The organism is Falsiroseomonas oleicola (genome assembly GCF_019029495.1).
Classification (GTDB): domain Bacteria; phylum Pseudomonadota; class Alphaproteobacteria; order Acetobacterales; family Acetobacteraceae; genus Falsiroseomonas; species Falsiroseomonas oleicola.
Genome location: NZ_JAERQM010000004.1, coordinates 354,880 through 380,096, shown reverse-complemented (window position 1 = coordinate 380,096; position 25,217 = coordinate 354,880). Strand labels below are relative to the sequence as shown.

General features: G+C 70.9%; 28 protein-coding genes. 15 read left to right on the top strand and 13 right to left on the bottom strand.

What is annotated here, in order from left to right; translation table 11 throughout:
* Window positions 1-75: 75 nt before the first annotated feature.
* Together JJQ90_RS15650 and JJQ90_RS15645 are read left to right on the top strand one after the other, a co-directional pair.
* A complete protein-coding gene (locus JJQ90_RS15650) occupies window positions 76-930 on the top strand; it encodes a DMT family transporter (RefSeq protein ID WP_230410704.1) in 855 nt (284 codons plus the stop codon).
* 187 nt (window positions 931-1,117) lie between these two features.
* Complete coding sequence (locus tag JJQ90_RS15645; RefSeq protein ID WP_216876958.1) at window positions 1,118-2,089, top strand: DMT family transporter; 972 nt, start codon at window positions 1,118-1,120, stop codon at window positions 2,087-2,089.
* Here JJQ90_RS15645 and JJQ90_RS15640 read toward each other — a convergent pair.
* Complete coding sequence (locus JJQ90_RS15640) at window positions 2,020-2,439, bottom strand: gamma-glutamylcyclotransferase family protein (RefSeq protein ID WP_216876957.1); 420 nt, start codon at window positions 2,437-2,439, stop codon at window positions 2,020-2,022. The two genes, JJQ90_RS15645 and JJQ90_RS15640, sit on opposite strands and share 70 nt — an antisense overlap.
* Before the next feature lie 47 nt (window positions 2,440-2,486).
* On the opposite strand from JJQ90_RS15640, the gene JJQ90_RS15635 reads away from it, so the two are divergent.
* Window positions 2,487-3,890 (top strand): L-lactate permease, encoded by a 1,404-nt coding sequence (locus JJQ90_RS15635; protein WP_216876955.1) that lies wholly within the window; start codon window positions 2,487-2,489, stop codon window positions 3,888-3,890.
* Here the strand turns inward: JJQ90_RS15635 and JJQ90_RS15630 are convergent.
* On the bottom strand, window positions 3,868-4,098 hold the full coding sequence (locus tag JJQ90_RS15630; protein WP_216876953.1) for a hypothetical protein: 231 nt from the start codon (window positions 4,096-4,098) through the stop codon (window positions 3,868-3,870). The two genes, JJQ90_RS15635 and JJQ90_RS15630, sit on opposite strands and share 23 nt — an antisense overlap.
* A gap of 11 nt (window positions 4,099-4,109) precedes the next feature.
* A complete protein-coding gene (locus tag JJQ90_RS15625) occupies window positions 4,110-4,853 on the bottom strand; it encodes a TSUP family transporter (protein WP_216876951.1) in 744 nt (247 codons plus the stop codon).
* An 85-nt stretch (window positions 4,854-4,938) separates the two neighbouring features.
* Between JJQ90_RS15625 and JJQ90_RS15620 the strand changes: the two genes are divergently transcribed.
* From JJQ90_RS15620 to JJQ90_RS15580, 9 genes are all read left to right on the top strand, one after another.
* Entirely contained in the window at window positions 4,939-5,817 is an 879-nt protein-coding gene (locus JJQ90_RS15620) for a LysR substrate-binding domain-containing protein (protein ID WP_216876949.1), read from the top strand.
* A 170-nt stretch (window positions 5,818-5,987) separates the two neighbouring features.
* Complete coding sequence (locus JJQ90_RS15615; protein ID WP_230410703.1) at window positions 5,988-6,605, top strand: YjbE family putative metal transport protein; 618 nt, start codon at window positions 5,988-5,990, stop codon at window positions 6,603-6,605.
* Window positions 6,606-6,724: 119 nt separating this feature from the next.
* A complete protein-coding gene (dctP, locus tag JJQ90_RS15610; protein WP_216876947.1) occupies window positions 6,725-7,696 on the top strand; it encodes a TRAP transporter substrate-binding protein DctP in 972 nt (323 codons plus the stop codon).
* A gap of 189 nt (window positions 7,697-7,885) precedes the next feature.
* The gene (locus JJQ90_RS15605; protein WP_216876946.1) at window positions 7,886-8,857 is read left to right on the top strand and encodes a DctP family TRAP transporter solute-binding subunit; all 972 of its coding nucleotides are present in this window, start codon (window positions 7,886-7,888) and stop codon (window positions 8,855-8,857) included.
* 58 nt (window positions 8,858-8,915) lie between these two features.
* Complete coding sequence (locus tag JJQ90_RS15600; protein ID WP_230410702.1) at window positions 8,916-9,512, top strand: TRAP transporter small permease; 597 nt, start codon at window positions 8,916-8,918, stop codon at window positions 9,510-9,512.
* Between the two features lie 25 nt (window positions 9,513-9,537).
* A complete protein-coding gene (locus JJQ90_RS15595; protein ID WP_216876945.1) occupies window positions 9,538-10,815 on the top strand; it encodes a TRAP transporter large permease in 1,278 nt (425 codons plus the stop codon).
* Window positions 10,815-11,489 carry a DNA-3-methyladenine glycosylase family protein gene (locus JJQ90_RS15590; protein ID WP_377099175.1) on the top strand — a complete coding sequence of 225 codons (675 nt, stop codon included), beginning with the start codon at window positions 10,815-10,817 and terminating at the stop codon, window positions 11,487-11,489. The genes JJQ90_RS15595 and JJQ90_RS15590 overlap by 1 nt, the downstream gene beginning before the upstream one ends.
* A 149-nt stretch (window positions 11,490-11,638) precedes the next feature.
* Window positions 11,639-12,535 carry a metallophosphoesterase gene (locus JJQ90_RS15585; RefSeq protein WP_216876944.1) on the top strand — a complete coding sequence of 299 codons (897 nt, stop codon included), beginning with the start codon at window positions 11,639-11,641 and terminating at the stop codon, window positions 12,533-12,535.
* 104 nt (window positions 12,536-12,639) lie between these two features.
* Window positions 12,640-12,828, top strand: coding sequence for a hypothetical protein (locus JJQ90_RS15580; RefSeq protein ID WP_216876943.1), 189 nt, complete (start codon window positions 12,640-12,642; stop codon window positions 12,826-12,828).
* A gap of 1 nt (window position 12,829) precedes the next feature.
* Here the strand turns inward: JJQ90_RS15580 and JJQ90_RS15575 are convergent, their stop codons facing one another.
* The 5 genes from JJQ90_RS15575 to JJQ90_RS15555 form a co-directional block, all read right to left on the bottom strand.
* A complete protein-coding gene (locus tag JJQ90_RS15575; RefSeq protein WP_216876941.1) occupies window positions 12,830-13,594 on the bottom strand; it encodes an alpha/beta fold hydrolase in 765 nt (254 codons plus the stop codon).
* Window positions 13,591-14,454 carry a DMT family transporter gene (locus JJQ90_RS15570; RefSeq protein WP_216876939.1) on the bottom strand — a complete coding sequence of 288 codons (864 nt, stop codon included), beginning with the start codon at window positions 14,452-14,454 and terminating at the stop codon, window positions 13,591-13,593. The genes JJQ90_RS15575 and JJQ90_RS15570 overlap by 4 nt, the downstream gene beginning before the upstream one ends.
* A gap of 77 nt (window positions 14,455-14,531) precedes the next feature.
* Entirely contained in the window at window positions 14,532-15,881 is a 1,350-nt protein-coding gene (locus JJQ90_RS15565; RefSeq protein ID WP_216876937.1) for an NAD(P)H-dependent oxidoreductase, read from the bottom strand.
* 10 nt (window positions 15,882-15,891) lie between these two features.
* Window positions 15,892-16,083, bottom strand: a complete 192-nt coding sequence (locus tag JJQ90_RS15560) for a hypothetical protein (protein WP_216876935.1) — start codon at window positions 16,081-16,083, stop codon at window positions 15,892-15,894.
* A 4-nt stretch (window positions 16,084-16,087) separates the two neighbouring features.
* On the bottom strand, window positions 16,088-17,104 hold the full coding sequence (locus JJQ90_RS15555) for an NAD(P)H-quinone oxidoreductase (RefSeq protein ID WP_216876933.1): 1,017 nt from the start codon (window positions 17,102-17,104) through the stop codon (window positions 16,088-16,090).
* A gap of 162 nt (window positions 17,105-17,266) precedes the next feature.
* Here JJQ90_RS15555 and JJQ90_RS15550 point away from each other — a divergent pair, with 162 nt between their 5' ends.
* On the top strand, window positions 17,267-18,556 hold the full coding sequence (locus tag JJQ90_RS15550) for an ABC transporter substrate-binding protein (RefSeq protein ID WP_216876931.1): 1,290 nt from the start codon (window positions 17,267-17,269) through the stop codon (window positions 18,554-18,556).
* Window positions 18,557-18,629: 73 nt separating this feature from the next.
* Here JJQ90_RS15550 and JJQ90_RS15545 read toward each other — a convergent pair whose 3' ends face one another.
* The 3 genes from JJQ90_RS15545 to JJQ90_RS15535 form a co-directional block, all read right to left on the bottom strand.
* Window positions 18,630-19,628, bottom strand: a complete 999-nt coding sequence (locus JJQ90_RS15545; RefSeq protein ID WP_216876930.1) for a Bug family tripartite tricarboxylate transporter substrate binding protein — start codon at window positions 19,626-19,628, stop codon at window positions 18,630-18,632.
* A gap of 109 nt (window positions 19,629-19,737) precedes the next feature.
* Window positions 19,738-20,715, bottom strand: a complete 978-nt coding sequence (locus JJQ90_RS15540) for a Bug family tripartite tricarboxylate transporter substrate binding protein (RefSeq protein ID WP_216876928.1) — start codon at window positions 20,713-20,715, stop codon at window positions 19,738-19,740.
* 83 nt (window positions 20,716-20,798) lie between these two features.
* Entirely contained in the window at window positions 20,799-21,968 is a 1,170-nt protein-coding gene (locus JJQ90_RS15535) for a diaminopropionate ammonia-lyase (protein WP_216876926.1), read from the bottom strand.
* Between the two features lie 100 nt (window positions 21,969-22,068).
* Between JJQ90_RS15535 and denD the strand changes: the two genes are divergently transcribed.
* Window positions 22,069-23,055 (top strand): D-erythronate dehydrogenase, encoded by a 987-nt coding sequence (gene denD, locus JJQ90_RS15530; protein ID WP_216876924.1) that lies wholly within the window; start codon window positions 22,069-22,071, stop codon window positions 23,053-23,055.
* Here the strand turns inward: denD and JJQ90_RS15525 are convergent.
* A complete protein-coding gene (locus JJQ90_RS15525; RefSeq protein ID WP_216876922.1) occupies window positions 22,975-23,478 on the bottom strand; it encodes a hypothetical protein in 504 nt (167 codons plus the stop codon). The genes denD and JJQ90_RS15525 overlap by 81 nt on opposite strands.
* 212 nt (window positions 23,479-23,690) lie before the next feature.
* Here JJQ90_RS15525 and JJQ90_RS15520 point away from each other — a divergent pair, with 212 nt between their 5' ends.
* Window positions 23,691-24,662 carry a Bug family tripartite tricarboxylate transporter substrate binding protein gene (locus tag JJQ90_RS15520; protein WP_216876920.1) on the top strand — a complete coding sequence of 324 codons (972 nt, stop codon included), beginning with the start codon at window positions 23,691-23,693 and terminating at the stop codon, window positions 24,660-24,662.
* A 1-nt stretch (window position 24,663) separates the two neighbouring features.
* Here the strand turns inward: JJQ90_RS15520 and JJQ90_RS15515 are convergent, their stop codons facing one another.
* On the bottom strand, window positions 24,664-25,092 hold the full coding sequence (locus tag JJQ90_RS15515; RefSeq protein WP_216876918.1) for an acyl-CoA thioesterase: 429 nt from the start codon (window positions 25,090-25,092) through the stop codon (window positions 24,664-24,666).
* Between the last annotated feature and the right edge of the window lie 125 nt (window positions 25,093-25,217).

Genomic DNA, 25,217 nt, shown 5'->3' with positions numbered 1-25,217 from the left:
TGCGCGGCGCGGCGCGGCCTGACCACCCTGCATCCCAGGCTAGAGAGGACCAGCGCCGCGTCAATGTTCCCCGGGATGAGTGGCAACCTGAAGGGCGCGGCCCTGATGTCGGCGGCGGCCGTGCTGTTCGCGGCGGAGGTGCTGATGATCCGATGGATGACCGCGCGCGGCATCCCGGTGGAGGTGCAGCTTTTCGCCCGCGCCCTCGGGCAGTTGCTGTGGGTTTCGCCGCGCATCGCGACCAGCGGTGTGGCGGTGTTCCGCACGAAGCGGCTGCCGATGCACATGCTGCGCGGCGCGTCCTCCCTCATCTGCTGGGGGCTCTACTACTATTCCTTCACCCGGCTCGACATGGCGACGGGCACGGTGCTGTCCTTCACCAATGTCATGTTCACCACCCTGCTCGCCGCGCCGATATTGGGGGAGCGGGTGGATCGCTGGCGCTGGTTCGGCACCATCGCCGGCCTGCTCGGCGTGGCCGTGATGCTGCGGCCGGGGGCGGAGGTGGATGCGCTGGGCGCGACGGCGGCCATCGTCGCCGCCATCGCCTGGTGCGGCATCACGCTGTCCTCCCGCAGCCTGACACGTACCGACAGCACGCTGACGGTGCTGGCCTGGGTCGGCGTCTTCACCAGCCTCGGCGTGCTGCCGCTGGCCGTCATGGCCTGGGTGCCGCTCGGGCTGGTGGAGATGGGGCTGCTGCTGGTGGTCGCCACCGTGATGCCGGGCATCATCTTCATGGTGACGGAGGCGCTGCGCCATGGCGAGGCCAGCGCCATCGCCCCCTTCCAGTATCTGCGCCTGGTGGTGGTGACCGCCGCGGGCTGGATCCTGTTCAACGAGGTGCCGGACCTGTTCGGCTGGATCGGCGCCGCCATCATCATGACCGGCGCCGTCGTCATCACCGTGGCGGAAGCCCGCCGCCGATGAGTGTCCTTTCCAAGTGCTCCGAAATGCTTCGGAGCCCCTCATACGCCGGGCGGAAGCCTCCGGCTTCCTTGGCTTCGTCATGCCGAAGGCATGCCTTCGGCATGACGCATAAGCGGCGGCGGCCATTCGGCCGCTCGGCCGGCGCGGGACGCCGGCCGCAGGGCAGCCCCTTGAGGCGCGGCATCGGATGAGCCCATTCGCCAAGGCCGCGCTGCTTTCCGTCGCCGCCGGCTTCGTCTTCAACCTGGAGACCACGCTGGTGAAGGCGATGGAGGGTGTGCCGCTGGCCACCCTGGTGCTGGCCCGCGCCCTCGGCCAGATCGCCTGGACCCTGCCGGCCTTGGCGCGGGACCCGACGCTGCCGCGCACCAAGGCGCTGCCGATGCAGCTGTTCCGCGGCGTGCTGTCTGTCGTGTCCTGGTACACCTACTACCTGGCCTTCACCGGCCTGCCGCTGGCCACGGCGACCGTGCTGTCCTTCACCTCCGTGCTGTTCGTCACTGCGCTGGCCGGGCCGGTGCTGGGCGAGAAGGTGCGCTGGCGGCGCTGGAGCGCGACGCTGGTCGGCTTTGCCGGCGTCGTCGCCATCATCCGCCCCGGCGATGCCGGGGCGGTGGCGCTGGACTGGCCGCTGGCGGCGGCCCTCGCCTCGGCGCTGATGGGCGCGATGATCGTGCTGACCACCAAGACCCTGGCGCGGACGGAGCGCACGGGCACCATCATGTTCTGGATCGGCGTGGTCGCGGTGGCCGTCGCCGTGCCGGCCGCACTGCCGACGCTCGCCTGGCCGGGCTGGGGAAATTTCGGGCTGCTGATCCTGTGCGGCGTCTGCGGGCCGCTCGGCATGCATCTCTGGATCAATGCGCTGCGCATGGTCGATGCCAGCGTCATCGCGCCGATCTCCTATATCCGCCTGGTCTTCGCCGCCGCCACGGGCGTGCTGCTGTTCCGGGAGGTGCCGGACATCTGGCTCGGCGTCGGCGCCGCGCTGATCGTCGGTTCCGCCATCTACATCACGCGGCGGGAGGCGCAGGTGGCGCGCCGCCGCGCCGCGCCGCTGGCGGTGAATGCCCAGGCCGCGCTACCGCTTCAAACCACGAAGCCCGATTCCGCCAGCGCCGCCTCCAGCGGCGAGTCCGCCAGCCCGAATTCACGATAGCCCCGGCGCAGATGCCCGACATACCAGCCCGCCGGCGGCCCCGGCTTCAGCCGCCGCCCGACATAGATCCAGGCCTCGCCCCCATCCGGCAGCGGCAGCTTCAGCCGCTCATAGACGCCGAGCGCCGTGCCCTCGAATCGATCCAGCGCCCGCAGGTGGCGCGGGGTGATGCGCCAGAGGCCAATCGGCAGCAGCGCCCCCGGCTCCGGCTCGATATCGGCGAAGCGGCGCAGCACCAGGCGCCAGCCGGGCAGCAGCAGCGCGCCGGCCGGCGCCGCCCCGGGGCAGCGTTCCGTCATCCGGGCATGGTCGAGATTGCTGCCATAGGCGGCGTAGAGCGGGGGCTGCATGGCGCCGCAGCCTGCCCCGGCCGGACCCCTGCGACAAGGATCACCGCATGATGCTGCTGTTGCAGGCGGCGCCGCTGCTGCTGCTGGTGGCGCTGCTGCTCTCGGGTCGCGCCGGGCCGGTGCCGGCGGTGCTGGCCGCGCTGGTCGCCGCCCTGCCGGCGGTGGTCGCGACGCTGGAGGGGCCGGCCCTGCCCTTCCTGTCCGAGGAAACGCTGCGCGGCCTTTTCCTGGCGCTGAAACCCATCACCGTGCTGATGGGCGGGCTGCTGTTCCACGCCGCCGTCTCCGACCGTGCCTCGACGACAGCGACGCCGGGCGGGGCACCCGATCCGCGCCGCATCTTCGTCGCCGCCCTGCTGATGGGTGGCTTCATGGAAAGCGTCACCGGCTTCGCGGTGGGCGCGGTCTTCGCCCTGTCCGCCATTCGCGGCATGGGGCTGCGCGGTGCGCCGGCCGGCGCCATGGCGCTGCTGTCGCTGACCCTGGTGCCCTGGGGCGGCCTCGGCCCGGGCACCTCGCTCGGCGCGGCGCTGACGGGGCTGCCGGCGCAGGATGTCGCGGCGCTGACCGCCTGGCCCAACGCCGCCTGGCTGCTGCTGATGGGGCCGGTGCTGTGGCGGCTTTGCGCCGCGGCCGGCATCGCCGTGCCGGGGCGGGAGAAGGCGGCGCAGATGGCGCTGCTGGCCGCGATGTCGGCGATCCTGCTGGCCTCCCACGCGCTGTTTCCCTTCGAGGTCGCGGGCATCCTGGCCACCGGCCTGCCGCTGCTCTTCACGCTGTGGCGGCTGGACCCGCCGCGTGGCGTGCAAGGCTGGGCGCGCGCCGGGCGGGCCATGGCGCCCTATCTGCTGCTGACCTTCTGTCTGTTGCTGGCGCGAAGCTGGTCCGGCGCGCCCGAATGGGCGCCCTATGCCGACCTGCCGGGCTTTCCCATCACCCATGTGGCGGTGGTGCTGTGGGTGGTCTCCGGCGCGCTGCTGATCGGCCGCGCGGGCGCCGCGCCGCGCAGCCGCGCCGCCTTGCACCGCGCGCTGCGGCCGGCGCTGGCCATGCTGCTTTATGTCGTGCTGGCGCGCTGGATGGCGGGGTCCGGCATGGCCGGGGCGCTGGCCGGCGCGGCGGCGGAGGGGCTGGGACCGCTCGCCCCCTATGCCGTGCCGGTGCTGGGGCTGGCCTCGGGCATCGTCACCGGCAGCAATGTCGGCTCGAACGCCGCGCTGATGCCGGTGCAGGCGGCGCTCGGCCAGGCGGCGGGGCTGCCGCCGTTGCTGGCGCCGGCCTTGCACAATTTCGCGGGTGCCGCGGGGGCGGGCATGTCCTTCGCCGGCACCGCGATGATCTGCGGGCTGCTGGCCGATGGCGCGCGGCCGGCGCAGATCTGGCGGCTGCTGCTGCCCTCCATGCTGGGCGTGGTGGTGCTGGGGTGGGTCATGGTGGCGTGGCTGAGTTGACCTCTGCGCGCCCGGCTGGCGTCGCCACAACCCAGAGCGCGCCGTCCCGCGTCTCACAGGCCAGCAACCCGCGATCCCCCGCATCCTCCCACACCGTCAGGCGGGGGCAGGAGGTGCGCCAGATGTCCATCACCTCCGCATAGGGGCGCGGCGCATCGGCGATCCAGGCGACCAGGTCGCGGATCAGCGGTTCCTTCGGGTCCGTCATGACGGCCTCCATCAGGGAAAGACCAGCAGCCAGGTGCCCTGCGCGAGGTAGAAGGCGGCGATCCCCGCCACCAGCCGCCCGGCCCAGGCGCGGTACTGCACCTCCGTCAGCGCCGCCAGCAGCGGCCTCGCCAGCAGGGTGCCGAGCAGGGAGGCGGCGACGGCACCGCCGGCCAGAACCGGGTCAAGCTCCGCCGCGCCAGCCACCAGCCCGCCGAAATACAGCAGCTTCATCGCATGGCCCTGCACCTGGCAGACCGCCTTGGTGGCGACGATGCCATGCCGGTCGAGCCTGCCGCCCAGGAAAAAGCTGTCGAGCAGCGGCCCCGCCACGCCGGTCAGCAGCATCAGCGACATGCTGGCCATGCCGCAGCAGGCGCCATGCAGCGGGTCCTCGGGATCGGCCTTCGACCCGGCCGGCAGCAGCTTCAGCAGGAAGGGGCTGAGGCCGAGGGCGATCAGCGCCAGCGGCTTGTCCGGCACGAAGAGCACCAGCGACCACAGCCCCACCGCGACGACGCAGCCCAGCGCATAGGCGGCGACGATCGCCCAGCGCACATGGCGCAGCAGGAAGGCGGCGCGCCAGGCGTTGGAGGCAATCTGCGTCACCGCATGCAGCGCCATCGCCACGGGAAGCGGCAACAGCAGCAGCAACACGCCGATCAGCACCAGCCCTCCCGCCATGCCAAAGATTCCCGAGAGCAGGGAGGTGGCGACCATCAGGGTCCAGAGGCTCAGCATGGTCAGGGCGGTCATCGGCGGGGCTCCTCTGACGGATGGATTGCGCCCGCCGGGCACGGCGCACAAACTGCCTTTGCTGAGCCTGGCATGAGTTTTCCTGATGCTACCCGCCCCCCGCCCACCCTTCCTGAACGGCATCCGCGCCTTCGAAGCCGCCGCCCGCGCCGGCAGCTTCGTGCAGGCGGCGGCGGAGTTGCATGTGACGCCCGCGGCCGTCAGCCGCCTGGTGAAGCTGCTGGAGGAACGCATGGGCGTCGCGCTGTTCCGCCGCCACGCCAACCGGCTGGAGCTGACCGCGGCCGGCCGCCGCTACCGCGACGGGCTGGTGCCCTTGCTCGACGCGCTGGCACGGCTGACCGAACAGGTGCGGGAGGAGGCGGGCGGCGGCGCGCTGACCGTCGGGGTCGGTCCCACCTTCGCCATCCGCTGGCTGATCCCCCGCCTCGCCGACCTGCAACGCCGGCAGCCAGGGCTGGAGGTGCGGATCACCACCGGCGGCATCGCCGCGCCCTTCTCCGACCGCTGGAGCTGCGGGATCCTGATGGGCGAGGGCGAATGGCCGGACCTTGTCGCCACCCGGCTGTTCGGCGCGGACCTGCTGCCGGTCTGCGCGCCCGCCATGGCGGCGAAGCTGCGCCGCCCCGCTGGCTTGGCGCGAGCTACCCTGCTGCGCGTGGCGCATGCACCCGGCGACTGGCCGCGCTGGCTGGAAGCCGCCGGCGCGCCGGGCATCACCGCCGCCGGGCCGGTCTTCGAATTCTACGGCCAGGCGCAGCAGGCCGCCGCCGATGGGCTCGGCGTGGCGATGGGGGTGCGGCCCTATATCGACGACGACCTCGCCGCCGGGCGGCTGGTGGCGCCCTTTCCGCTGCCGGTGGCGCGCGGCACCGCCTGGTACCTGGTGCACCGGCCCTGGCGGGCGGCGGATCGGGGCGTTCGGCTGTTCCGCGACTGGCTGCTGGCACAGGCGGCGGGGTGACAGGCATGTCACGGCGCAAGTAACCGATCTGTCACGCACAATACATATAAGTCATGGCCCTGGCGTTGCGAAGTTGAAACTTCGCGGGGAGCCCTCCGGCACCTAATCTGTCACCGGGTTGAAACGGCCAGGATCTGTGCCGCGCCCGGAGGAACGGTATGGATTCGCTCATGGCCCAGGGACCGCAGTTCCTGGAGATTCTCTGGCTCAACGTCATCCTGTCCGGCGACAATGCCGTCGTCATCGGCATGGCCGCCGCCGGCCTGCCGCCGGCGCTGCGCAGCCGCGCCGTGCTGTTCGGCATCCTGGCCGCGGCGGCGCTGCGCATCGTCTTCTCGCTGGGCGCCACCTGGCTGCTCGGCCTGTGGTGGATCGAGCTCCTCGGCGGCGCGGCGCTGCTGTATATCGCCTGGGGCTTCTGGAAGGAGCTGCGGCATGAGGCGGAGGAGGCCGAGGCCGGCCACACCGCGCCCGACAAGACCCTGATGCAGGCGCTGCGCCAGATCATCATCGCCGATGTGTCGATGAGCCTGGACAATGTGCTCGCCGTCGCCGCCGTGGCGCGCAACAACATGGTGATGCTGGTGATCGGCCTGACCGTCTCCATCCTGCTGATGGGCCTGCTGGGCGGGGCGCTGGCGCGGATGCTCGACCGCTACAAGTTCATTGCCTATATCGGCCTGGCGCTGATCGCCTATATCGGCGTCGAACTGCTGTGGGAGGGTGCGGCGGCGGCGAATGAGGCGCTGGCGCTTGGCCTGCCCCTGCCCCATGTGGCCGCGCATTGATCGCCCAGCCTTGCCTGGCGCCGCGCGGCCTGGCTTGAAGCGGCGCCCCCGCTTCACCTATACCCTGTGACAGCAAGGGGCGCCGCGAAGGCGCCCCGGTCCTGGGGAGAGACGCCTACATGACATTGTCCCGCCGGCTGGCCCTGGCCGCCGCCTTCCTGGCCCCTCTGGCCGGCCCTGCTTTGGCCCAGACCCAGATCACCATCCAGCATCCGCTGCCGCTAAACAGCCATTACGGCGCCGGCGCCACCGCGCTGAAGGAAGCCTTCGAGCGTGCCAGCGGCGGCCGCTACAATGTGGTGATCCAGCGCAACGACAATGAGCGCGAGGCGATCGAGAGCGCGCAGATCGGCACCATCGAATGCGTCGTCACCTCGACGGGTCCGGTCGGCAACTTCGTGCCGGAGACGCGCAACCTCGACGTGCCCTTCCTGTTCCGTGACACGGCCCATGCCCGCGGCGTGCTGGACAGCGAGATCGGCCAGCAGATGCTTGGCCGCTTCTCCGCCCGCGGCCTCGCCGGCGTGGTCTGGATGGAGAACGGCTTCCGGCATCTGACGAATTCGCGGCGCGAGGTGAACACGCCCGCCGATATTCGCGGGTTGAAGGTGCGCACCATGGAGAACCAGGTGCATATGCGCGCCTTCTCCACCCTCGGCGCGCTGCCGACTCCGATGGCCTTCTCCGAACTCGTGCCGGCCCTGCAGCAGGGCACGGTGGATGGGCAGGAGAATCCGATCCCGGTGATCGTGGCGAACAACCTGAACCAGGTGCAGCGCTACCTGACGCTGACCGGCCACGTCTATTCGCCAGCCATCCTGATCTGCAATCCGGGGATGCTGGCGCGCATGTCGGCCGCTGATCGCGCCGCCTTCATGGAAGCCGCCAAGGCCGGTGCTGCCGCCAATCGCGCGCGCGTCACATCGGATGAGCAGTCGGGCGTGGACGAGCTGCGCCGCCGTGGCATGACAGTGGTGACGCAGGTGGATGCGGCCGCCTTCCAGACCGCGCTCGCCGCCGCCTTCACGGAATATGAGCGCACGCTGGATGGCGCGCTGCTGCGCCGCATCCGGGAGTGGCGCGCGAACTGAGGCAGACCTGCCCGAGGGCCTGCCAGGCGCAATGACAGGGGGGGGCGCGGTGCAAGCCGCGCCCCTTGGCGTTTCGCTCGCGCGATCCATCAGTCCCTCGCCTGGGATTGATGCCCCCACCGCAATGCATCTATACGCTCTATGCATGCAGCGCCGATCCAACGGTGCTCATCTCCAGGGAGTCCATCCATGAAAGCGACCCGCCGCGTGGCGCTTGCCGCCGCGCTGATGCTGCCCTTCGCCTTTTCGGCGCAGGCACAGACGCAATTGACCGTGCAGCACGCGCTGCCGCTCGACAGCCATACCGGCGTCGGCGCCCATACCTTCAAGACGGCGCTGGAGCGGCTGACCAACGGGCGCTACAGCGTCACCACTCAGCGCAACGACAATGAGCGCGAGATGGTCGAGAGCGTGCAGATCGGCACCATCGACTGCACCTTCACCTCCACCGGCCCGGTCGGCAATTTCGTGCCGGAGGTGCGCATCTTCGACGTGCCCTTCCTGTTCCGCGATGCCACCCATGCGCGCGGCGTGCTGGACAGCGAGATCGGCCAGCAGGTGCTGAACCGCTTCAACGCGCGCGGCCTGGTCGGCGTGGTCTGGATCGAGAACGGCTTCCGCAACCTGACGAACTCGCGGCGCGAGGTGAACACCCCCGCCGACCTGCGCGGGTTGAAGATCCGCACCATGGAGAACCAGGTGCATATCCGGGCCTTCACCACGCTCGGCGCGCTGCCGACGCCGATGGCCTTCTCCGAGCTCATCCCGGCCCTGCAGCAGGGCACGGTGGATGGGCAGGAGAATCCGATCTCGGTCATCGTGGCGAACAACATCAACCAGGTGCAGCGCTACTTCACCATGACGCGCCACGTCTATTCGCCGCAGGTGATGATCTGCAACCCGGCGATGGTCGCGCGCTTCAACGCGGCCGACCGCGCGCTGTTCCAGCAGGCGGCGCGCGAGGCGCAGACCGCCAACCGCAATCGCGTCACGGCGGATGAGGAAGCCGGCGTGGCCGAGCTGCGCCGCCGCGGCATGACGGTGGTGACGGAGGTCGACACCGCCGCCTTCCAGACCGCCCTGGCCCCGGCCTTCGCGGAATGGGAGCGGACGCTGGATGCCGCCACCCTGCGCCGCATTCGTGAGTGGCGCGCCAACTGAGACTCCGCAGTCGGGCACGGCATCGCGCCGTGCCCTTTCCGCATCCGGAATCCACGCGATGAACATGATGAACGTGGTGCCATTGCAGGTGACGGGGGCGGCGACGCTCGCCGTCGTCCTGCTGGCACTCTGGGCGGGCTCCGGCGGTGGCGTCAGGGGGATGATCCGGACGGCGGTGCTGCGGTTGGACCGCGTGGCGACCGGCATCGCCGCCATCCTGGCCTGCCTTGCCCTGGCCCTCGCGGCGGCGGCGGGGCTGTGGCAGGTTTTTGCCCGATTTGCGACCGAAACACCCTCCATCTGGTCGGAGGCGCTGGTGCGGACGGCGCTGATCTGGATGGCCTATCTCGGCGTGGCGCTGGCGCTGCGCGGCGGCGCGCTGGTGTCCATCGACGTGGCGCACCGCCTGACCTCCGGCGCCCTGCGCCGGTCCATCGAGGCGGCAGCGCTGGCCTGTTCGCTGTCCCTCATGGGCATCATGTTCTGGTTCGGCTGGACCATGGCGCAGCGCGTGCAGTTCCAGGAGATGGCGGGGCTCGAGGTCTCGATGACCTGGGGCTATGCGGCGATCCCCGTCGGCGCGGTCTTCGCCATGATCGGCGCCCTCGCGCATTTCCTCGACCGGCGTGATGCCGAGCTGGAGTACGCCGCATGAGCGGCCACCATAAGGATGACGCGCCATGAGTGGCGCGATGCTGACGGTCATGCTGGTGCTCTTCGCCATCAGCGTGCCGGTTGCCGTGGCCATCGGGCTTGCCGCCATCATCGGCATCCATGGTTTCACCAATTTCCCGCTGATCGTCGCGGCCCAGCAGCTGTTCGTGGCGCTGGACAAGTTTCCGCTGGCAGCCATTCCCTTCTTCATCCTGGCCGGCAACCTGATGGATGTGGGCGGCATCTCCCGCCGCCTGGTCGCCTTCGCGCAATCCATCGTCGGCGGCATCCAGGGCGGGCTGCCCGCCACCTGTGTCGTCACCTGCATGATCTTCGCCGCCATCAGCGGCAGTTCCGTCGCCACCACCTTCGCGGTCGGCGCCATCATGATCCCGGCGCTGGTCCGCGCCGGCTATCCGGTGGCCTTCGCCGCCGCCTTGCAGGCCACGGCGGCGGAACTCGGCGTGGTGATCCCGCCCTCGATTCCGATGATCCTCTACGGCGTCACGACGCAGACCAGCATTCCGGAGCTGTTCATCGCCGGCATCGCCCCGGGCATCCTGATCGCCGGCGCGCTGGTGTCCACCGTGCTGATCTGGTGCCGCCTCAAGGGCTGGGGCAAGCAGGATGGGGAGGGCAGGCTGGGCGTCCTGACGGCGACGCGCCAGGCCGGCTTCGCGCTGTTCATGCCCGTCGTCGTGCTCGGCGGCATCTATGGCGGCATCACCACGCCGACCGAGGCCAGCGTCATCGCCGTCGCCTATGCCATCCTGGTCGGCATGTTCCTGCACCGGGAGATCGGCTGGCGCGACCTGTTCCCGATCTTCCGCAAATCGGTGATCAGCAGCGCGGTGATCCTGTTCATCATCGCCTGCGCGGCGGTGTTCTCCTGGCTGCTGAACCGGCAGGGCGTGCCGGATGCCGCCGCCGCCTGGCTGGTCACCACCTTCGACGGCGCGGGGATGTTCCTGCTGGGCGTCAACCTGTTCCTGTTCGTGATCGGCATGTTCGTGGAGACCAGCGCCTCCATCATCGTGCTCGCCCCCATCCTGCAGGAAGCGGCGGCGCGCTTCGGCATCGATGGCGTGCATTTCGGCACCGTCATGGTGGTGAACCTGGCGATGGGCATGATCACGCCGCCCTTCGGCGTGAACCTGTTCGCCGCCGCCCAGGTGGCCGGCACCAGCGTGGACAAGATGATGCGCTACCTGCCGATCTTCATCGGCGTCATCTTCGCCTGCCTGATGCTCATCACCTACGTGCCCTGGATCGTGCTGGCGCTGCCGACGCTGGTCTTCCGGTGATCGCCACCGCCGCGGCGCTGCGCCATCTGCGCCGCGACCCGGTGATGAAGCGCATCATCCGCCAGATCGGCCCCTGCACGCTGGGGGCGGCGGCGCGCGAACCCTATGAGGCGCTGGTGCGCGCGATCACGCACCAGCAGGTGCATGGCCGCGCGGCGGAGGCGATTCTCGGCCGCTTCATCGCGCTTTATCCGGGCCACGACTTCCCGCCCGCTGCTTTGGTGCTGGACACGCCGGTGGAGGCGATGCGCGGCTGCGGGCTGTCCGGCAACAAGGTCGCCGCGATCCGCGACATCGCGGAGAAGGCGGTGGGCGGGCTGGTGCCGACCGGCGATGCCGCCGCCCGGCTGCCGGACGAGGCGCTGATCGAGCGGCTGGTGGCGATTCGCGGCGTCGGCCGCTGGACGGTGGAGATGATGCTGATCTTCACCCTCGGCCGGCGCGACGTGCTGCCGATCGACGATTTCGGCGTGCGGGAGGGCTGGAAAGTCGCCGCGGGGCTGGAGGCGCAGCCGAAGCCGAAGGAACTCGCCGCGATCGGCGAGGCCTGGGCACCCTGGCGGAGTGTCGCCGCCTGGTATCTGTGGCGCGTCGCGGATGCCGACCGGATCGCCCGGCTGAAGCCCAAGCCCGGCGGCAAGGCCACGCCGGCGGTGCCGGGCGCCGCCCTGTGAAGCTGCCGCGGGAAAGCCGGCGCGTTCCGACCCGCCCCGAACTGCCCCGGGCTCCAGCCCCGGAAGCGTCCCCCGCCGAAGCCCCGCCCCGGACTCCGGCGCCCCTAACGCCGTCGCCCCGTGCCGCGCCGCCGCCGCCACCTCCGGCCATGTCCACGCGCCGGGCGCTGCTGACCACCCTGGGCGGCATGACCGCGATCGGTGCGGTGGGCGGGCTCTACGCCTTCTGGATCGAGCCGACCTATCGCCTCGGCATCGCCGAATACCGGCTGCATCCGCCGAACTGGCCCGCCGGCCGACCCCTGACCATCGCCGCCCTCTCCGACATCCATGCCTGCGAACCGCAGATGCCGCTGGAGCGCGTTGCGCAGATCGTCGCCGCCACCAATGCGCTGCGGCCCGACCTGGTGGTGCTGCTGGGCGACTACATGGGCGGCGGCGCGCTGGTGAAGCACGGCATCCCGGTGACCGAGACGGCGCAACTGCTGAAGGATCTGCGCGCGCCGCATGGCGTGCACAGCGTGCTCGGCAACCACGACTGGTGGGAGGATGCGCAGGTGCAGCGCTTCCGCCGCGGCGTGCCGCGCACCGCGCGGGTCCTGGCCGAAGCCGGCATCTCCGTGCTGCACAATGCGGCGGTGAAGACCGGCTTTCGCGGCCAGGGATTCTGGCTGGCCGGCAGCGGCAGTCTCTGGGCGTTCCGGGAGACCGATGATGGCCGCTACCTCGGCGCCAACCATCTGGGACGCACCCTCGGCGGGGTGCGGGACCAGGACCCGGTGATCCTGCTGTGCCATGAGCCGGATATCTTCCCCACCGTCCCCGCGGATCGGGTGGCGCTGACCATCTGTGGCCATACCCATGGCGGGCAGGTGCGGGTGGCGGGCTTCTCGCCCTATGTCCCCTCCGCCTTCGGCAATCGCTATGCCTACGGGCATGTGGAGGAGGCGGGGAAGCACCTGATCGTCTCGGGCGGGCTCGGCACGTCCCTGCTGCCGGTGCGCTTCGGCGTGCCGCCGGAGATCACGTTGATCCGGCTGGGGTGACGGCCGCCGTCCCGGCGGTAGCTGGACAATCTTGTTTATTGTGCCTTTTCGGAACGGCACAAGATGTGCTGAATCGGGTCAGGATCGATGAAGGGAGCACAGGCATGACGGACCCCAAGGCACCCGTCCCATTGGATGACGAGGCCCTCACCGAAGTGGTCGGTGGCGCCGTCGCCTTCTCCTTCACCTATGACAATGACTGGATGAGTGGCGGCACCGAGGAGCCGGAGGGCCCGCCTTCCGGGGATGAGGTGGAGCCCGAGGCCCGCCCGGGATTCCGCGGCGGGTCCTGACTCAGGCCGTCAGGAAACCCCGCACGGCTGCCAGGAAGGCCTGGGGATTCTCCGCATGCAGCCAGTGGCCGGCAGCGATCTTCGCGCGTTCGGCGGCCGGGAAAAGGCGCTGGAAGATCGGCCAGTGCTCCGGCTGGACGTAGTCCGAGGTCTCGCCGGCCAGCACCAGCACCGGCCCGTCATAGCGCCCCGGCAGATCGGGCCAGCCACCGATATCCGGCATGCCGGCGGCGATCGCCTCCAGCCCGATGCGCCAGGCCGGCGGGTCGCTGGTGAAGACCAGGTTCTGCAGCAGGAAGGCGCGCAGCGGCGCGGCGGGCACGGCGGCGACCAGCGCCGCATCGGCCTCCCGCCGCGTCAGGCCGGGGCGCAGCGGGATCGCGCGCATCGCGGCGATATAGGCGTTGAACAGCGGCGACGGGTAGGTGACGGGGGCGATATCCGCCACCAGCAGCCGTGACACGCCCGCACCTTCCGCCAGCGCCAGGGCCATCGCCACCTTGCCGCCCATGGAATGGCCGATGATGGCGGCGGGCCAGGCACCCTCCGCCCGCAGCGTCTCCGCCACATCCGCCGCCATATCCGCATAACCCATGCCCTCGGCATGCGGGGAGGCGCCGTGATTGCGCAGGTCCAGCGCCAGCACGCGGAAGCCATCCGCCGCCAGCGCCTTCTGCACCGCGCCGAAATTCTGGCCGGCGCCGAGCAGCCCGTGCAGCAGAACCACCGGGGCACCCTCGCCCATTTCCGTGACGTTCAATTTCATCCGCGTGCCGCCATGATGACCGAGGCCACGATCAGCCCGCCACCCACCAATACATCCCAGCCCAGCGGCTCGCCGAGCCAGATGGTGGAGACCAGCACGCCGAAGGCCGGCACCATCAGGAAGCCCACCGAGGCCACCGCGCCCGGCAGCTTCCGCCCGGCCTCGATCACGCACCAGGTGCCGATCGGCGCCGCGAACAGCCCGATATACAGAAGATGCGGCCAGGAACTCAGGCCGACGCCGCCCTCCGGCTCCAGCAGCAAAGTGAGCGGCACCAGGATCAGCGCGCCGATACCGAAGCACCAGGGCAGCAGGTCGAACATCGGCGTCCGCGGCGGCCATTTGCGGGAGGCGATGATGGCGATGGTCCAGAGCAGGCCGGCCATGACCAGCATGAAATGCCCGAGCAGCACCTGGTGGTCCGACCAATCCACCGCCCAGGGCCCGATCAGCACCCCCGCCCCCGCCAGCCCCAGCCCGGCGGCGAACCAGCGCGCGGCGGAGACCTTCTCCCCCAGCAGCAGGACGGAAAGCGGGATCAGCCAATAGGTCACGACATTGGACAGCACCGCGGTGCGCCCTGCCGGCACCAGCGCCACCGCCAGATGCGTCAGCGCGAAGAAGCCGCCGAGCTGGAACACGCCGAGGAACAGCACCGCCGTACGGTCCTGCGCCGCCGGAAAGCGCAGCCGCCCCAGGGCGGCGAGCAGTATGGCCGCCCCCAGCGCCGCGAGCGCGGATCGACCGAGGCCAAACCAAAGTGGCGAGGCATCCGCAAGCGCGGCCTTGGTGATGGGCCAGGCACCGCCGAAAAGGATGACGGCTGCGAAAAGCAGCCGGAAGGCGGAAGCCATGGGCATGTTCGCTAACCTAGCCGTGCCGGCGGCGCCGCGAAAAGCCCGCATTCATGCGAATGACGTGGCAATTCGACACTTATCTACAGGGACGAGGCGATCATCTCGGCACGCACGGCCCTGGCGACGCCAGCCGGCCCCTCGGCCGGCGGCGGGTGCAGATCCGCCTCGGTCAGCAGCGCACCCTGCCGCACCGGCCGGGCCAGTCGCACGCCATGCGCCAGGCCAATCGGCACGGCACCCAGCCCGCGGGACCGGGCGGCGGGGATGCACTTGCCCCAGACGGTCGCCCCACCCTCCCCATCCAGCACCTCGCCCGCGGCCAGGTCGCGCTTGGCGATGGCGACGCAATCCGCCGACCAGCTTTCCGGGCTTCCCGTCGGCTCGCCGCGCAGGGCGGCGGAGGCAACGGAGACGCCGAGCTCCAGCCCGATGAAGTGATAGGGCCGCCACAGCGCGGCATAACGACCGGTGCTGTCGGTGGCCACGCCATATTCGGCGAAGCAGCGACGGGCGTAGTCGGTGTCCCCCTCGAAGACGACATAGACGCCCCAGCGGAGATTGTCCGGAATCTCGGCGCCATCCCGGGTCAGTGACGACACCACCTCGACCACGCCCTTGCGGGCCAAAGTGCCGCCCTCGTTATGCGGCCGCAGCAGGTCGGGAAGCTGGCTGGTTCCGGCGGGCGGGAAGGCCAGGCCATCCTCCGGCGGGGCCAGGCCGGTGGCATTGGCGATGGCCGCCATCTCGATGCCCGACTTCGTGCCATCGAGGAAGGAGTTGAACATGCGGGGATTCATCCCGCCCTCCCGCGCCTGTTCCGCCGTCAGCCCGTAGAAGTCCCAGACCGTCTCCGGCGTGCTGTCGTGATAGGCGGGCAGGTATTTGGTGCCCTTGCCGGCGGCGATCACCGAAAATCCGCCGGTGCGGATGGTGTCCACCAGCTCCGCCACCAAAGCCGGCTGGTCGCCATAGGCCATGGAATAGACCACGCCGGCCGCCGCGGCCTCCCGCGCCAGAAGTGGGCCGGCCAGCACATCGGCCTCCACATTCACCATCACCACATGCTTGCCGTGGCGCATGGCGTGGCGGGCATGGATCAGGCCGGCGGCGGGGTCGCCGGTGGCCTCCACCACCACCTCCACATGGGGGTCGGCGATCAGTGCCAGCGCGTCCTCGGTCAGCCAGGTGGCGCCGGTCCGCGCCGCCGTCGCGGCGTCCGGCGCGCCGCCAGCCTCCGGCGCCCAATGGATGCGGGACAGGGCCGCGCGGGCGCGGGGGATGGAGAGATCGGCGATGCCCAGCACATGCAGCCCCGGCGTGCGCGGCGCCTGGTGCAGGAACATGGAGCCGAACTTGCCTGCGCCGATCACGGCGACCCGCACGGGACGCCCCTGTTCCTGGCGCTTCAGCAACAGGCGATGCAGGTTCATCGGCGGGTCCTCACGGCGAATACCAGGGGCGCGGGCGCGAGCCCGGCAGGGTGGTGCCGGCGCGGCGCACCAGGATCAGCGTGGCCGCCAGCGCCAGCAGCACCGAGGCCCCCTGCCCGCCCCGCCGCCACAGCCGGCCGCGCATCCGCCCGGACAGGGCCAGCAGCAGCAGCGCCAGGGCGAAGAACAGCCAGGGGATCACATCCTCACACCGTCAGCATGATCTTGCCGATATGCGTGCTGCTTTCCATCAGCGCATGCGCCGCCGCCGCCTCGGCCAGGGGGAAGGTGCGGAAGATGCGCGGCCGCGCCAGGCCCTGTTCCAGCAGCGGCCAGACCCTGGCCTCCAGCGCCTGGGCGATCTCCGCCTTCTGCGCCGTGGTGCGGGGGCGCATGGTGCTGCCGGTGACGGTCAGGCGCTTGACCATGATCGGGCGCAGGTCGACCTGTTCCGCCAGATGGCCGTTCAGGAAGGCGATCATCACCAGCCGCCCATCCAGCTTCAGGCTGCGGATGTTCTTGGTGAAATAGGGCGCGCCGACCATGTCGAGCACCACATCCACGCCCTTACCGCCGGTCAGCGCCTTGATGCGCTCCTGGAAATCCTCGGCCTTGTAGTCGATCGCCGCATCGGCGCCGAGCTCCAGGCAGGCCGCCACTTTTTGCGCGCTGCCCGCCGTCGCATACACCGTCGCGCCAAACGCCTTTGCGAGCTGGATGGCCGTCACGCCGATGCCGCTGGTGCCGCCGTGGATCAGGATGGATTCGCCCGCCACCAGCCGGCCATGCCCGAAGACATTGGCCCATACCGTGAAATAGGTTTCGGGCAGGGCGGCGGCATGCAGCGCATCAAAACCCTTCGGCCAGGGCAGGGTCTGGGCCTCCGGTGCCACGCAATATTCGGCATAGGCGCCGCCATTGGTCAGCGCCGCGACCTTGTCGCCGACCTTCCAGCGCGTCACCGCCGCGCCGACGGCCACCACCTCTCCGGCGCATTCCAGGCCGATCACCGGGCTGGCGCCGGGGGGCGGCGGATAGCTGCCATTGCGCTGGGCGACATCGGGGCGGTTCACGCCGATCACCTCCGTGCGGATCAGCACCTCATCCGCCGCCGGGCGCGGCACCGGGCCGCGCGCCGGCGCCAGCACTTCCGGCCCGCCACCCTTGCCCGTGCCGCCGGCGGTGTGGTCGATCAGGGTCATCTCGGCGGGCAGGTCGGTCATGGCGGGTTCCTTGCTGCGGGCCGGGGCCCAGCTCTTGCGCCCGAGGGACCATGCGGCGGCGGCAGGCGTCAAGACCGCCGATCGGCCGCGACCGGCGCCGGACGGGGTTGTGTGGTCGCCGGGGCGCATGGGAACATGCCGTGTCTTCGTGGGGAAAGCAGGATGCAGGCTTTCGGCCGCCGGGCGCTGGTTGGGGTGGCCGGCGCTGCGATCGGGGCCTTCGCACCGCCCGCCACGGCGCAGCCCCAGACAGCGGGAACGCCGCAACCAGCCCAGGCGCCGGAATTGCGGCTCGGCGCGATCTTCCCCCTCAGCGGCCCTTCCGCGCCCTTCGGCGATGAATGCCATCGCGGGCTGGAACTGGCGGTGGAAGCGCGCAACGCCGCCGGTGGCGTCTTCGGCCGAACCATCCGCCTGGTCCGCGCCGACGCGCCGGACGAGACGGCCGCGGCCAATGAGGCGCGGCGCCTGACCCAGGGCAATGAGCGGGTCGTCGCCATCTTCGGCAGCTTCGGCACGGCGATCGCCCTGCCCGCCTCCCAGGTCGCGGAGCTGGCGGGCGTGCCCTATTTCGAGCTGAGCGCCATCGGCGATGCCGTGATGGAGCGCAACTTCCGCTGGGTGTTCCGCGCCGCGCCGCGGGCCACGGATTTCGCCGCCGTCGCGCTGGATGGCGTGCAGATCCTGGCCAATGCCATCGGCCGCCATCCCAGCTCCCTGCGCCTGACCATCGCGCAGGAGGATGCGCTGGGCGCCAATTCCATCGCCGCCGCGCAGGCCGCCCTGATCGAGGCGCGCGGCCTCGCGGTGATCCAGCAGGCCGGCTACGCGCCGCGCCCCGGCGACCTGAACGGCCTGGTCCAGCGCCTGCGCGGGGTGGAGGCGGAGGTGGTACTGCACAGCGGCGCGCCGGGCGACGAGGCGCTGCTGTTCCGCGCGATGCGGGAGGCGAACTGGAAGCCGCTGATGCTGATCGGCACCGCCGGCGGCTATGGCATGGCGGAGACGGCGCGCAGCATCGGCGACGCGCTCTGCGGCACGATGAGCGCCGACTTCACGCCCTTCGCGGTGAATGAGGCCGTGGCCCCCGGCGCCCGCGCCTTCGCCGAGGCCTATCTGCGCCGCTATGGCGCGGAGCCGCGCTCCGGCCATGGCCTGGCCAGTTTCTCCGGCGCGCAGGTGTTCCTGGATGCGCTGCACCGCGCCGGCAGTTCGGACCGGGATCGCATCCGCGCCGCGGTGCTGGCCACCGACATGGCGGAGGGCAGCACGGCCTGTGGCTGGGGCGCGCGCTTCGACGAGCGCGGGCAGAACCTGCGCGCCAGGCCGATGCTGTGCCAGTGGCAGCCCGCCGCCGCCACCAGCCCCGGCACCCCGCCGGGACTGCGCCAGGTGGCCATCGCCCCGGCCGAGGCGGCGGTCGCTGAGGCGCTGCCCCGGCTGGGGATGTAGGTCTTGGGGTGGCCTGCTTATCCACTCCGTTCGCTGCGAAGTGCAGCAAACGGAGCGGGCAGGACACCGGGCTTCAGCCAGCCCTGATGCCGGCCGCCCGCACCAGCGGCTCCCACACCGCGATCTCGCTGCGCAGATAGGCGGCGGCCGATTCGGGGGTGCTGTCGCTGACCACCTGCATGGCGAAGCTCAGCAGGCGCTCCTTCACCGCCGGGATGTTCACCGCCGCATTCACCGCGCGGTTCACCGCCTGGATCACCGGCGCCGGGGTGCCGCTGCGGGCGAAGACCATGTGCCAGGTATAGGCCTCGTAGCCCGCCACGCCCTGCTCGATCATGGTCGGGATCTCGGGCGCCAGCGGCGAGCGTTCCTTCGTGCTGATGCCGAGCGCGCGAAGCTGGCCCGACCGCGCATAGGGCAGCGCGGAGGCGGCGATGTCGAAGATCATCGGCACGCGGCCCGACAGCACATCCGGCAGCGCGGCGGAGGAGCCGCGATAGGGCACGTGGTTCACCCGCAGCCCGCCGGCGGCATGCAGGAACAGCTCCGTCGCCAGATGCACCGCGCCGCCATTGCCGGAGGAGGCATAGTCGTATTTGCCCGGATTCTCCCGGAGCTGGGCGATGAACTCGGCCAGGGTCCGGGCCGGGAAGTCGTTGTTCACCAGCAGGATGACCGGCACCTGGCCGACCAGGGCCACGGGCGTGAAATCGGCGATGGGGTCGAAGGGCAGGGTCGGGAACATCGCCCGCGTCACCGCATGGGCGACGGTGCTGTAGAGCAGCATGGAGCCGTCCTGCGGCCCCTTGGCCACCACATCCGTGCCGATCACCACGCCGGAGCCGGTGCGGTTTTCCACCACGATGCGGTTGGGCAGTGCCTTCGACATCTCCTCCGCCAGCAGGCGGGCGGGGACATCGGTCGGGCCGCCGGCGGCGAAGGGCACCACCATGCGGACAGGCTGGCTGGGCCAGGCGGGCTGCGCCATGGCAGGGCGGATCAAGGCGGGTGCGGCCAGCCCAGCCGTGCCAATGGCCAAAAGATGGCGTCGCCCGAAATTCGGAATCGTCATGCAAGCTCTCCCCTCGGGCGGTGTTTCCCGCCCGTTGCGTTCCTGGACGCCGCATGATGGGGGGAGAGAGGTGGCCGGCGTCAATCAAAGACGCCGGCCGGCACGGCACTCAGTTGATGGTGATATTCGCCTCGCGGACCACGGCGGACCACTTCTGCGTCTCTTCACGCAGCCAGGCGGCGGCGGTGTCCGGCGTGCTGTCGGTGACCAGTCGCATGGCGAGGTCGGACAGCCGCTGCTGCACAGCGGCCTCCGCGGCCACCTGCATGAAGGCCCGGTTCACCGTCTGCACGACATTGGCGGGCGTGCCCTTCGGCGCCATCACCATGTGCCAGGTATAGGCCTCGAGGCCCGGGAAGCCGGCCTCCGCCGTGGTCGGCACATTCGGCAATTGCGGCAGGCGGGTGCGGTCCATCACCGCCAGCGCCCGGGTCTCGCCGCTCTGGGCGTAGGAGAGGGCCGAGGTCGCGACATCGACGATCAGCGGAATGGTGCCGTTCAGCACATCCGGCATCGCCGCCGCGGTGCCGCGATAGGGCACATGCAGGGCACGGGCATCCATCGACCGCAGCATCAGCTCCGTCGCCAGGTGCAGCGCGCCCCCATTGCCGGAGGAGGCATAGGTCATGCCGCCCGGATCGGCCTTCAGCGCGGCCTGGAGCCCGGCCATGTCGCGGATCGGGGAATTCCGGCCCACCGTGACCAGCATCGGGATGACGCCGACCAGCGCGACCGGCACGAAATCCGCCTCCGGGTCGAAGGGCAGGCGCTGGAACAGCGCGCGCAGCACGGCATGGGCGACCGTGGTGTAGAGGAAGGTATGGCCGTCATTGGCCTTGGCCACGGCCTCCGTCCCCACCAGCACGCCGGCGCCGGTGCGGTTTTCCACGACGATGCGCTGCGACATGTTGGCGCCAATCCGCTCGGCGAAAAGCCGTGCCGGGATGTCGGTGGGGCCGCCGGCGGCGAAGGGCACGACGAGCCGGATCGGCTGGGATGGCCAGTTGCCCTGGGCGCGGGCGGGGGAGATCAAGGAAGGGGCCGCGAGGGCGGCCGCCGCGGCGCCGAGGAGGTGGCGACGATTCATAGGGCGTTGCTCCAATTATGCCTTTGGACAACGCCTAGCGTCGTCCATCGATGCACGGCATGTCGCAACGCAACAATCCCGGGTCAACCTCCATCCGCCATCAAGCTTGCGTAGAGGTCCGGGTCCGTCGCCCCCTCCGTCCCGAACAGCAGCACCCGGCTTTCCGCATCCAGCCCCAGCAGGGCGCGGTACATCGGGTCCCGCGCCGCCAGCAGCAGCGCCGCCAGGCCGGCCACGGCGCTTTCCCCGGCAACCACCTTTGGAGTCCGCCGGCCGAGCAGGCGCATGCAGTCCACCGCGCTGGCATCGGGCACCGCCATGAAGGCGAAGGCCGCCCGTTCCAGCTCCTGCCAGGCGAGCAGGCTGGGCTCGCCACAGGCCAGGCCCGCCATCAGCGTGTCCAGTTCACCCGCCACCGTCACCGGGGCGCCGGCCTCGGCGCTTTCCAGCAGGCAGGCGGCCTTCTCCGGCTCCACCACCACCACCTTCACATCCGGCCCGAAACGGGTGCGGAGCTGGATCGCCACCGCCGCCGCCACGCCGCCGACCCCGCCCTGGATGAAGGCATGCGTCGGGGCCTTGCCGGCCATCTGGTCCGCCGCCTCATCGGCCATCAGCCGGTAGCCCTGCATCACGTCGCGCGGGATCTCGGTATAGCCCTCATAGGAGGTGTCGGAGACGACGAACCAACCCTCCGCCTCCGCCATCCGGGCGGCCTCCCGCACCGCATCGTCGTAATTGCCGGGGACCACCCGGATCTCGGCGCCGTACTGGGCGATCGCGTCGCGGCGGCCCTGGCTCACCGTCTCATGCACGAAGATGACGCAGCGCGCGCCGAAGCGCCGGGCGCCCCAGGCGACGGAACGGCCGTGATTGCCGTCCGTCGCGCAGGTGACGGTGATGGCCCGCACCGCGTCCCGATGCGCCCCGGCCTCCAGCTCCGTCGCCGTGGCGGAATTGGCGACGCCGCGGCGGGCGAGTTCCGTGACCAGCAGCCGCAGCACCGCATAGGCGCCGCCCAGCGCCTTGAAACTGCCGAGCCCGAATCGCCCGCCCTCGTCCTTCCAGTGCACCGAGCCGACCCTGGCGGCCGCGGCCACCTCCGCCAGGTCGAGCAGCGGCGTCGGCGCATAGCCTGGCCAGGCGGCGATCTCCGCCCGCGCGCGGCGGAAGCCGGCCTCGGGCAGCACCACCAGGCCGGGCGTGCCATGGCGGCGGTTGATGAGCAGGCGGGAGGGACGGTCTGGGATCATGCGGCGGAGAGTGGCGCGCGCGAAGGCCCACCGCAATCGCTTGGCGCCGGGACCGTCTGGCGGCAGTCTGCACGCTGAAGAAGATGGGGTGGAGAGCCTGATGCAGGTCACGATTCTGGGCGGTGGCGGCTTCCTTGGCCGCCGGCTGGCGGCGCGTTTCGCGGCGGATGGGGCCGTGGGCGGCCAGCCCATCACCGCGCTGACGCTGTTCGACCTGCATGAGCCGGCGCCGCTGGAGGCCCCCTTCCCCGTCCATTGCCTGGCCGGCGACGTTGCCGATGCGGCGACGCTCGCCCGCGCCATTCCCGCCGGCACCGGGCTGGTGGTGCATCTGGCCGCCGTGGTCAGCGCGGCGGCGGAGGCCGATTACGAGCTGGGCATCCGGGTGAACATCGCCGGCACCCAGGCGCTGATCGACACCTGCCGCAAGCTGCCCTCCGCACCGCGGGTGGTCTTCACCTCCTCCGTCGCCTCCTTCGACGGCGGCCAGGCGGCGAATGTGCCGGATGACGCGCGGCAGTTGCCCACCAACAGCTACGGCGCCCAGAAGGCGATCGGGGAGCTGCTCCTGGCGGATGCGACGCGGCGCGGCTTTCTGGACGCCGTCTCGATCCGCCTGCCCACCGTGATGGTGCGCCCCGGGCGGCCCAATCGCGCCGCCAGTTCCTTCGTCTCCGCCGTGGTGCGGGAACCGCTGCTGGGGCTGGAGGCGACCTATCCGGTGGCAGAGGACTTCCGCGTCTGGGTCTGTTCGCCCCGGCGTGCCGTGGACTGGCTGGCGCATGCGGCGGCGATGGACAGCGCCGCGCTCGGCCGTGACCGCGGCATCAACCCGCCGGGCGTCTCGGCCAGCATCGACCAGATCCTGGACGCGCTGGCGGAGGTCGCCGGCCCCGAGGCGCGCGCCCTGGCGCGCCGGATCGAGGATGCGGAGGTCGAGGCGATCGTCGCCGGCTGGCCCGCCAGCTTCGCCGCGACCCGCGCCCCCGGCCTGGGCTTCGTGCCGTCAGAGCCGCTGGTGGATGTGGTGCGCGGCTTCATCGCGGACGACCTGGACGCCACCCGGCGGGACCGCGCGCTGGGCTGAGGGCGTCTCCGGACCGGGGTCGAGGATCTGGCAGAAGGGGATGGTCATCGCCGCCCGGACCTCCTCCAGCATCGGCGGCGCCATGCGGCCACGCGACATGTCGAGCGGGAAATGCCCGATCGGCACGAAGGCGATGCCATGGGGCGGCACGATCACCGGCTCGGCCGGGGCCTCGACGATGCCGCGCAGCGCGATCCCGGTCATCACGGCGGCCGGCAGGTCATGCGGATTGCGCACCACCATGCGGTATTCGCTGCGCGCCTCGGGGCGGGGATCGGCGATGACAGCCTGCTCGAAACGCTCGGCCACCAGATAGCTGGCGGCGCCCCCCAGCCCGCCCTGGCACGGAAAAGGCGCCCCGGCGACGGAGGGCGTGGCGGCCAACGCCAGAAGCAGGCTCAGGGCGGTGATGGGGCGACGCATGATGGGCTCTCCTGCGATGGCGGGCAGCTTGGCGCCATCGGGCGGCGTCTGGCCAAGACGGTCTGGCTGTTGGTGTCATCGAAATACCCTATCGCTGCACAGAGTTGCTCACGTTTCGTCACGCAGAACGATTTTTGTTGCGAACTCAAGCAGTTGCATCGTCTCCTTTCCGGCGGCATGCTGCAAGAAACGTCCCGGGAGGACCCCATCCAATGACCACCCGCCGCATCCTGCTGGGTGCCGCCGCGACCTCCGTCGCCACCCTCGCCGCGCCGCGACTCGCGAAAGCCGCCTGGCCGGCCGACCGCGCCATCGAGGTGATCGTCCCCTTCCCGCCCGGCGGCGGCGTGGACAACATGGTCCGCCCCATCGTGCATTTCGTGACGCCGCGCCTGCCGGGCGCACGCTTCGCCGTGGTGAACCGCCCCGGCGCCGCCGGACAGTTGGGCTTCGAGGCCTTGTTCAACGCGGCGCCGGATGGCTACACGCTGGGCGCGCTGACCAACACCGCGATGCATGCCGTGGCGATCGAGCGATCCCCCCGCTACAGGCCGGAGGACTTCACCTATATCGCGAATGTGGTGGACGACCCGGGCGGCCTCTGGGTGCGCGCCGACAGCCCCTGGCGCACGCTGGACGACCTGAAGGAAGCGGCGAAGAAGGACCCGGAAGGAATCGGCGTCGGCACCGCCGGCATCGGCTCCGACGACCACATGCTCCAGCTCAGCTTCGAGGAAGCTGCCGACGTGCGGCTGCTGCACATCCCCTATAACGGCACCGCGCCGGTGCAGCGGGATGTGCTGGGCGGCAGCCTGCCCATAGGCAGCTTCAACATGAGCGAGGGCGTCGGCCTGATGCGGGAGGGCCGCATCCGCTGCCTGGCGCAGGGCGGCCCGGTGCGCTGGGCGCCGACCGGCCAGGTGCCGACCTTCAAGGAACAGGGCTACGACGTGCTCGGCGGTTCCGCCCGCGGCATCGGCGCGCCGCCCGGCCTGCCGGAGGAAATCCGCGTGAAGCTGGAGACGGCATTCCGGGAAGCGCTGGCCGACCCGGCGCTGATCGCCGATGCCGAGCGCACCGGCCTGCCGCTGCGGCCGCTGGTCGGCAAGGATTACCGCGACATGATGCGGGCCGACCATGCGGTGCTCCAGGGGCTGTGGCAGCGGCGGCCCTGGCGGCGCTGAGCTAGGCGGCCACGGCGCCCTGCGCTTCGAGTGCGGCGCGCCATGCCTCGGTCAGCGGCACCTTCTCGCCGCTGTCCTGGCGGGTGACGACGCAGACCGCGCGGGCCGTGCAGCAGGGCGCGCCATCCAGCAGCAGCGCATAATCCTGCACATAGGAGCTGCGGCGGAAGGAGATGGTGCGGCAGGTCAGCACCACCGCATCATTGAAACGCGCGCCGCGCAGATAGCGCACCTCGATCTGCGCCACGACCGGGCCGGGTCGGTCCGGTGCCAGGGCGGCGCCCGTCAGCGCCTGCCAGTGTGCCACCCGCAGATCCTCGAACAGTGTCAGATAGGCGGTGTGGTTCACGTGACCGTAGAGGTCGCATTCCGACCAGCGGATCACATGGTCCCGGATCATCGGCCGGGCCGATTCAGATGTCCGGGCCATGCGGCCCTCCCATCATCGGACCACCGACCGGGCCGATTCAGATGTCCGGGCCATGCGGCCCTCCCATCATCGGACCACCGACCGGGCCGATTCAGATGTCCGGGCCATGCGGCCCTCCCATCATC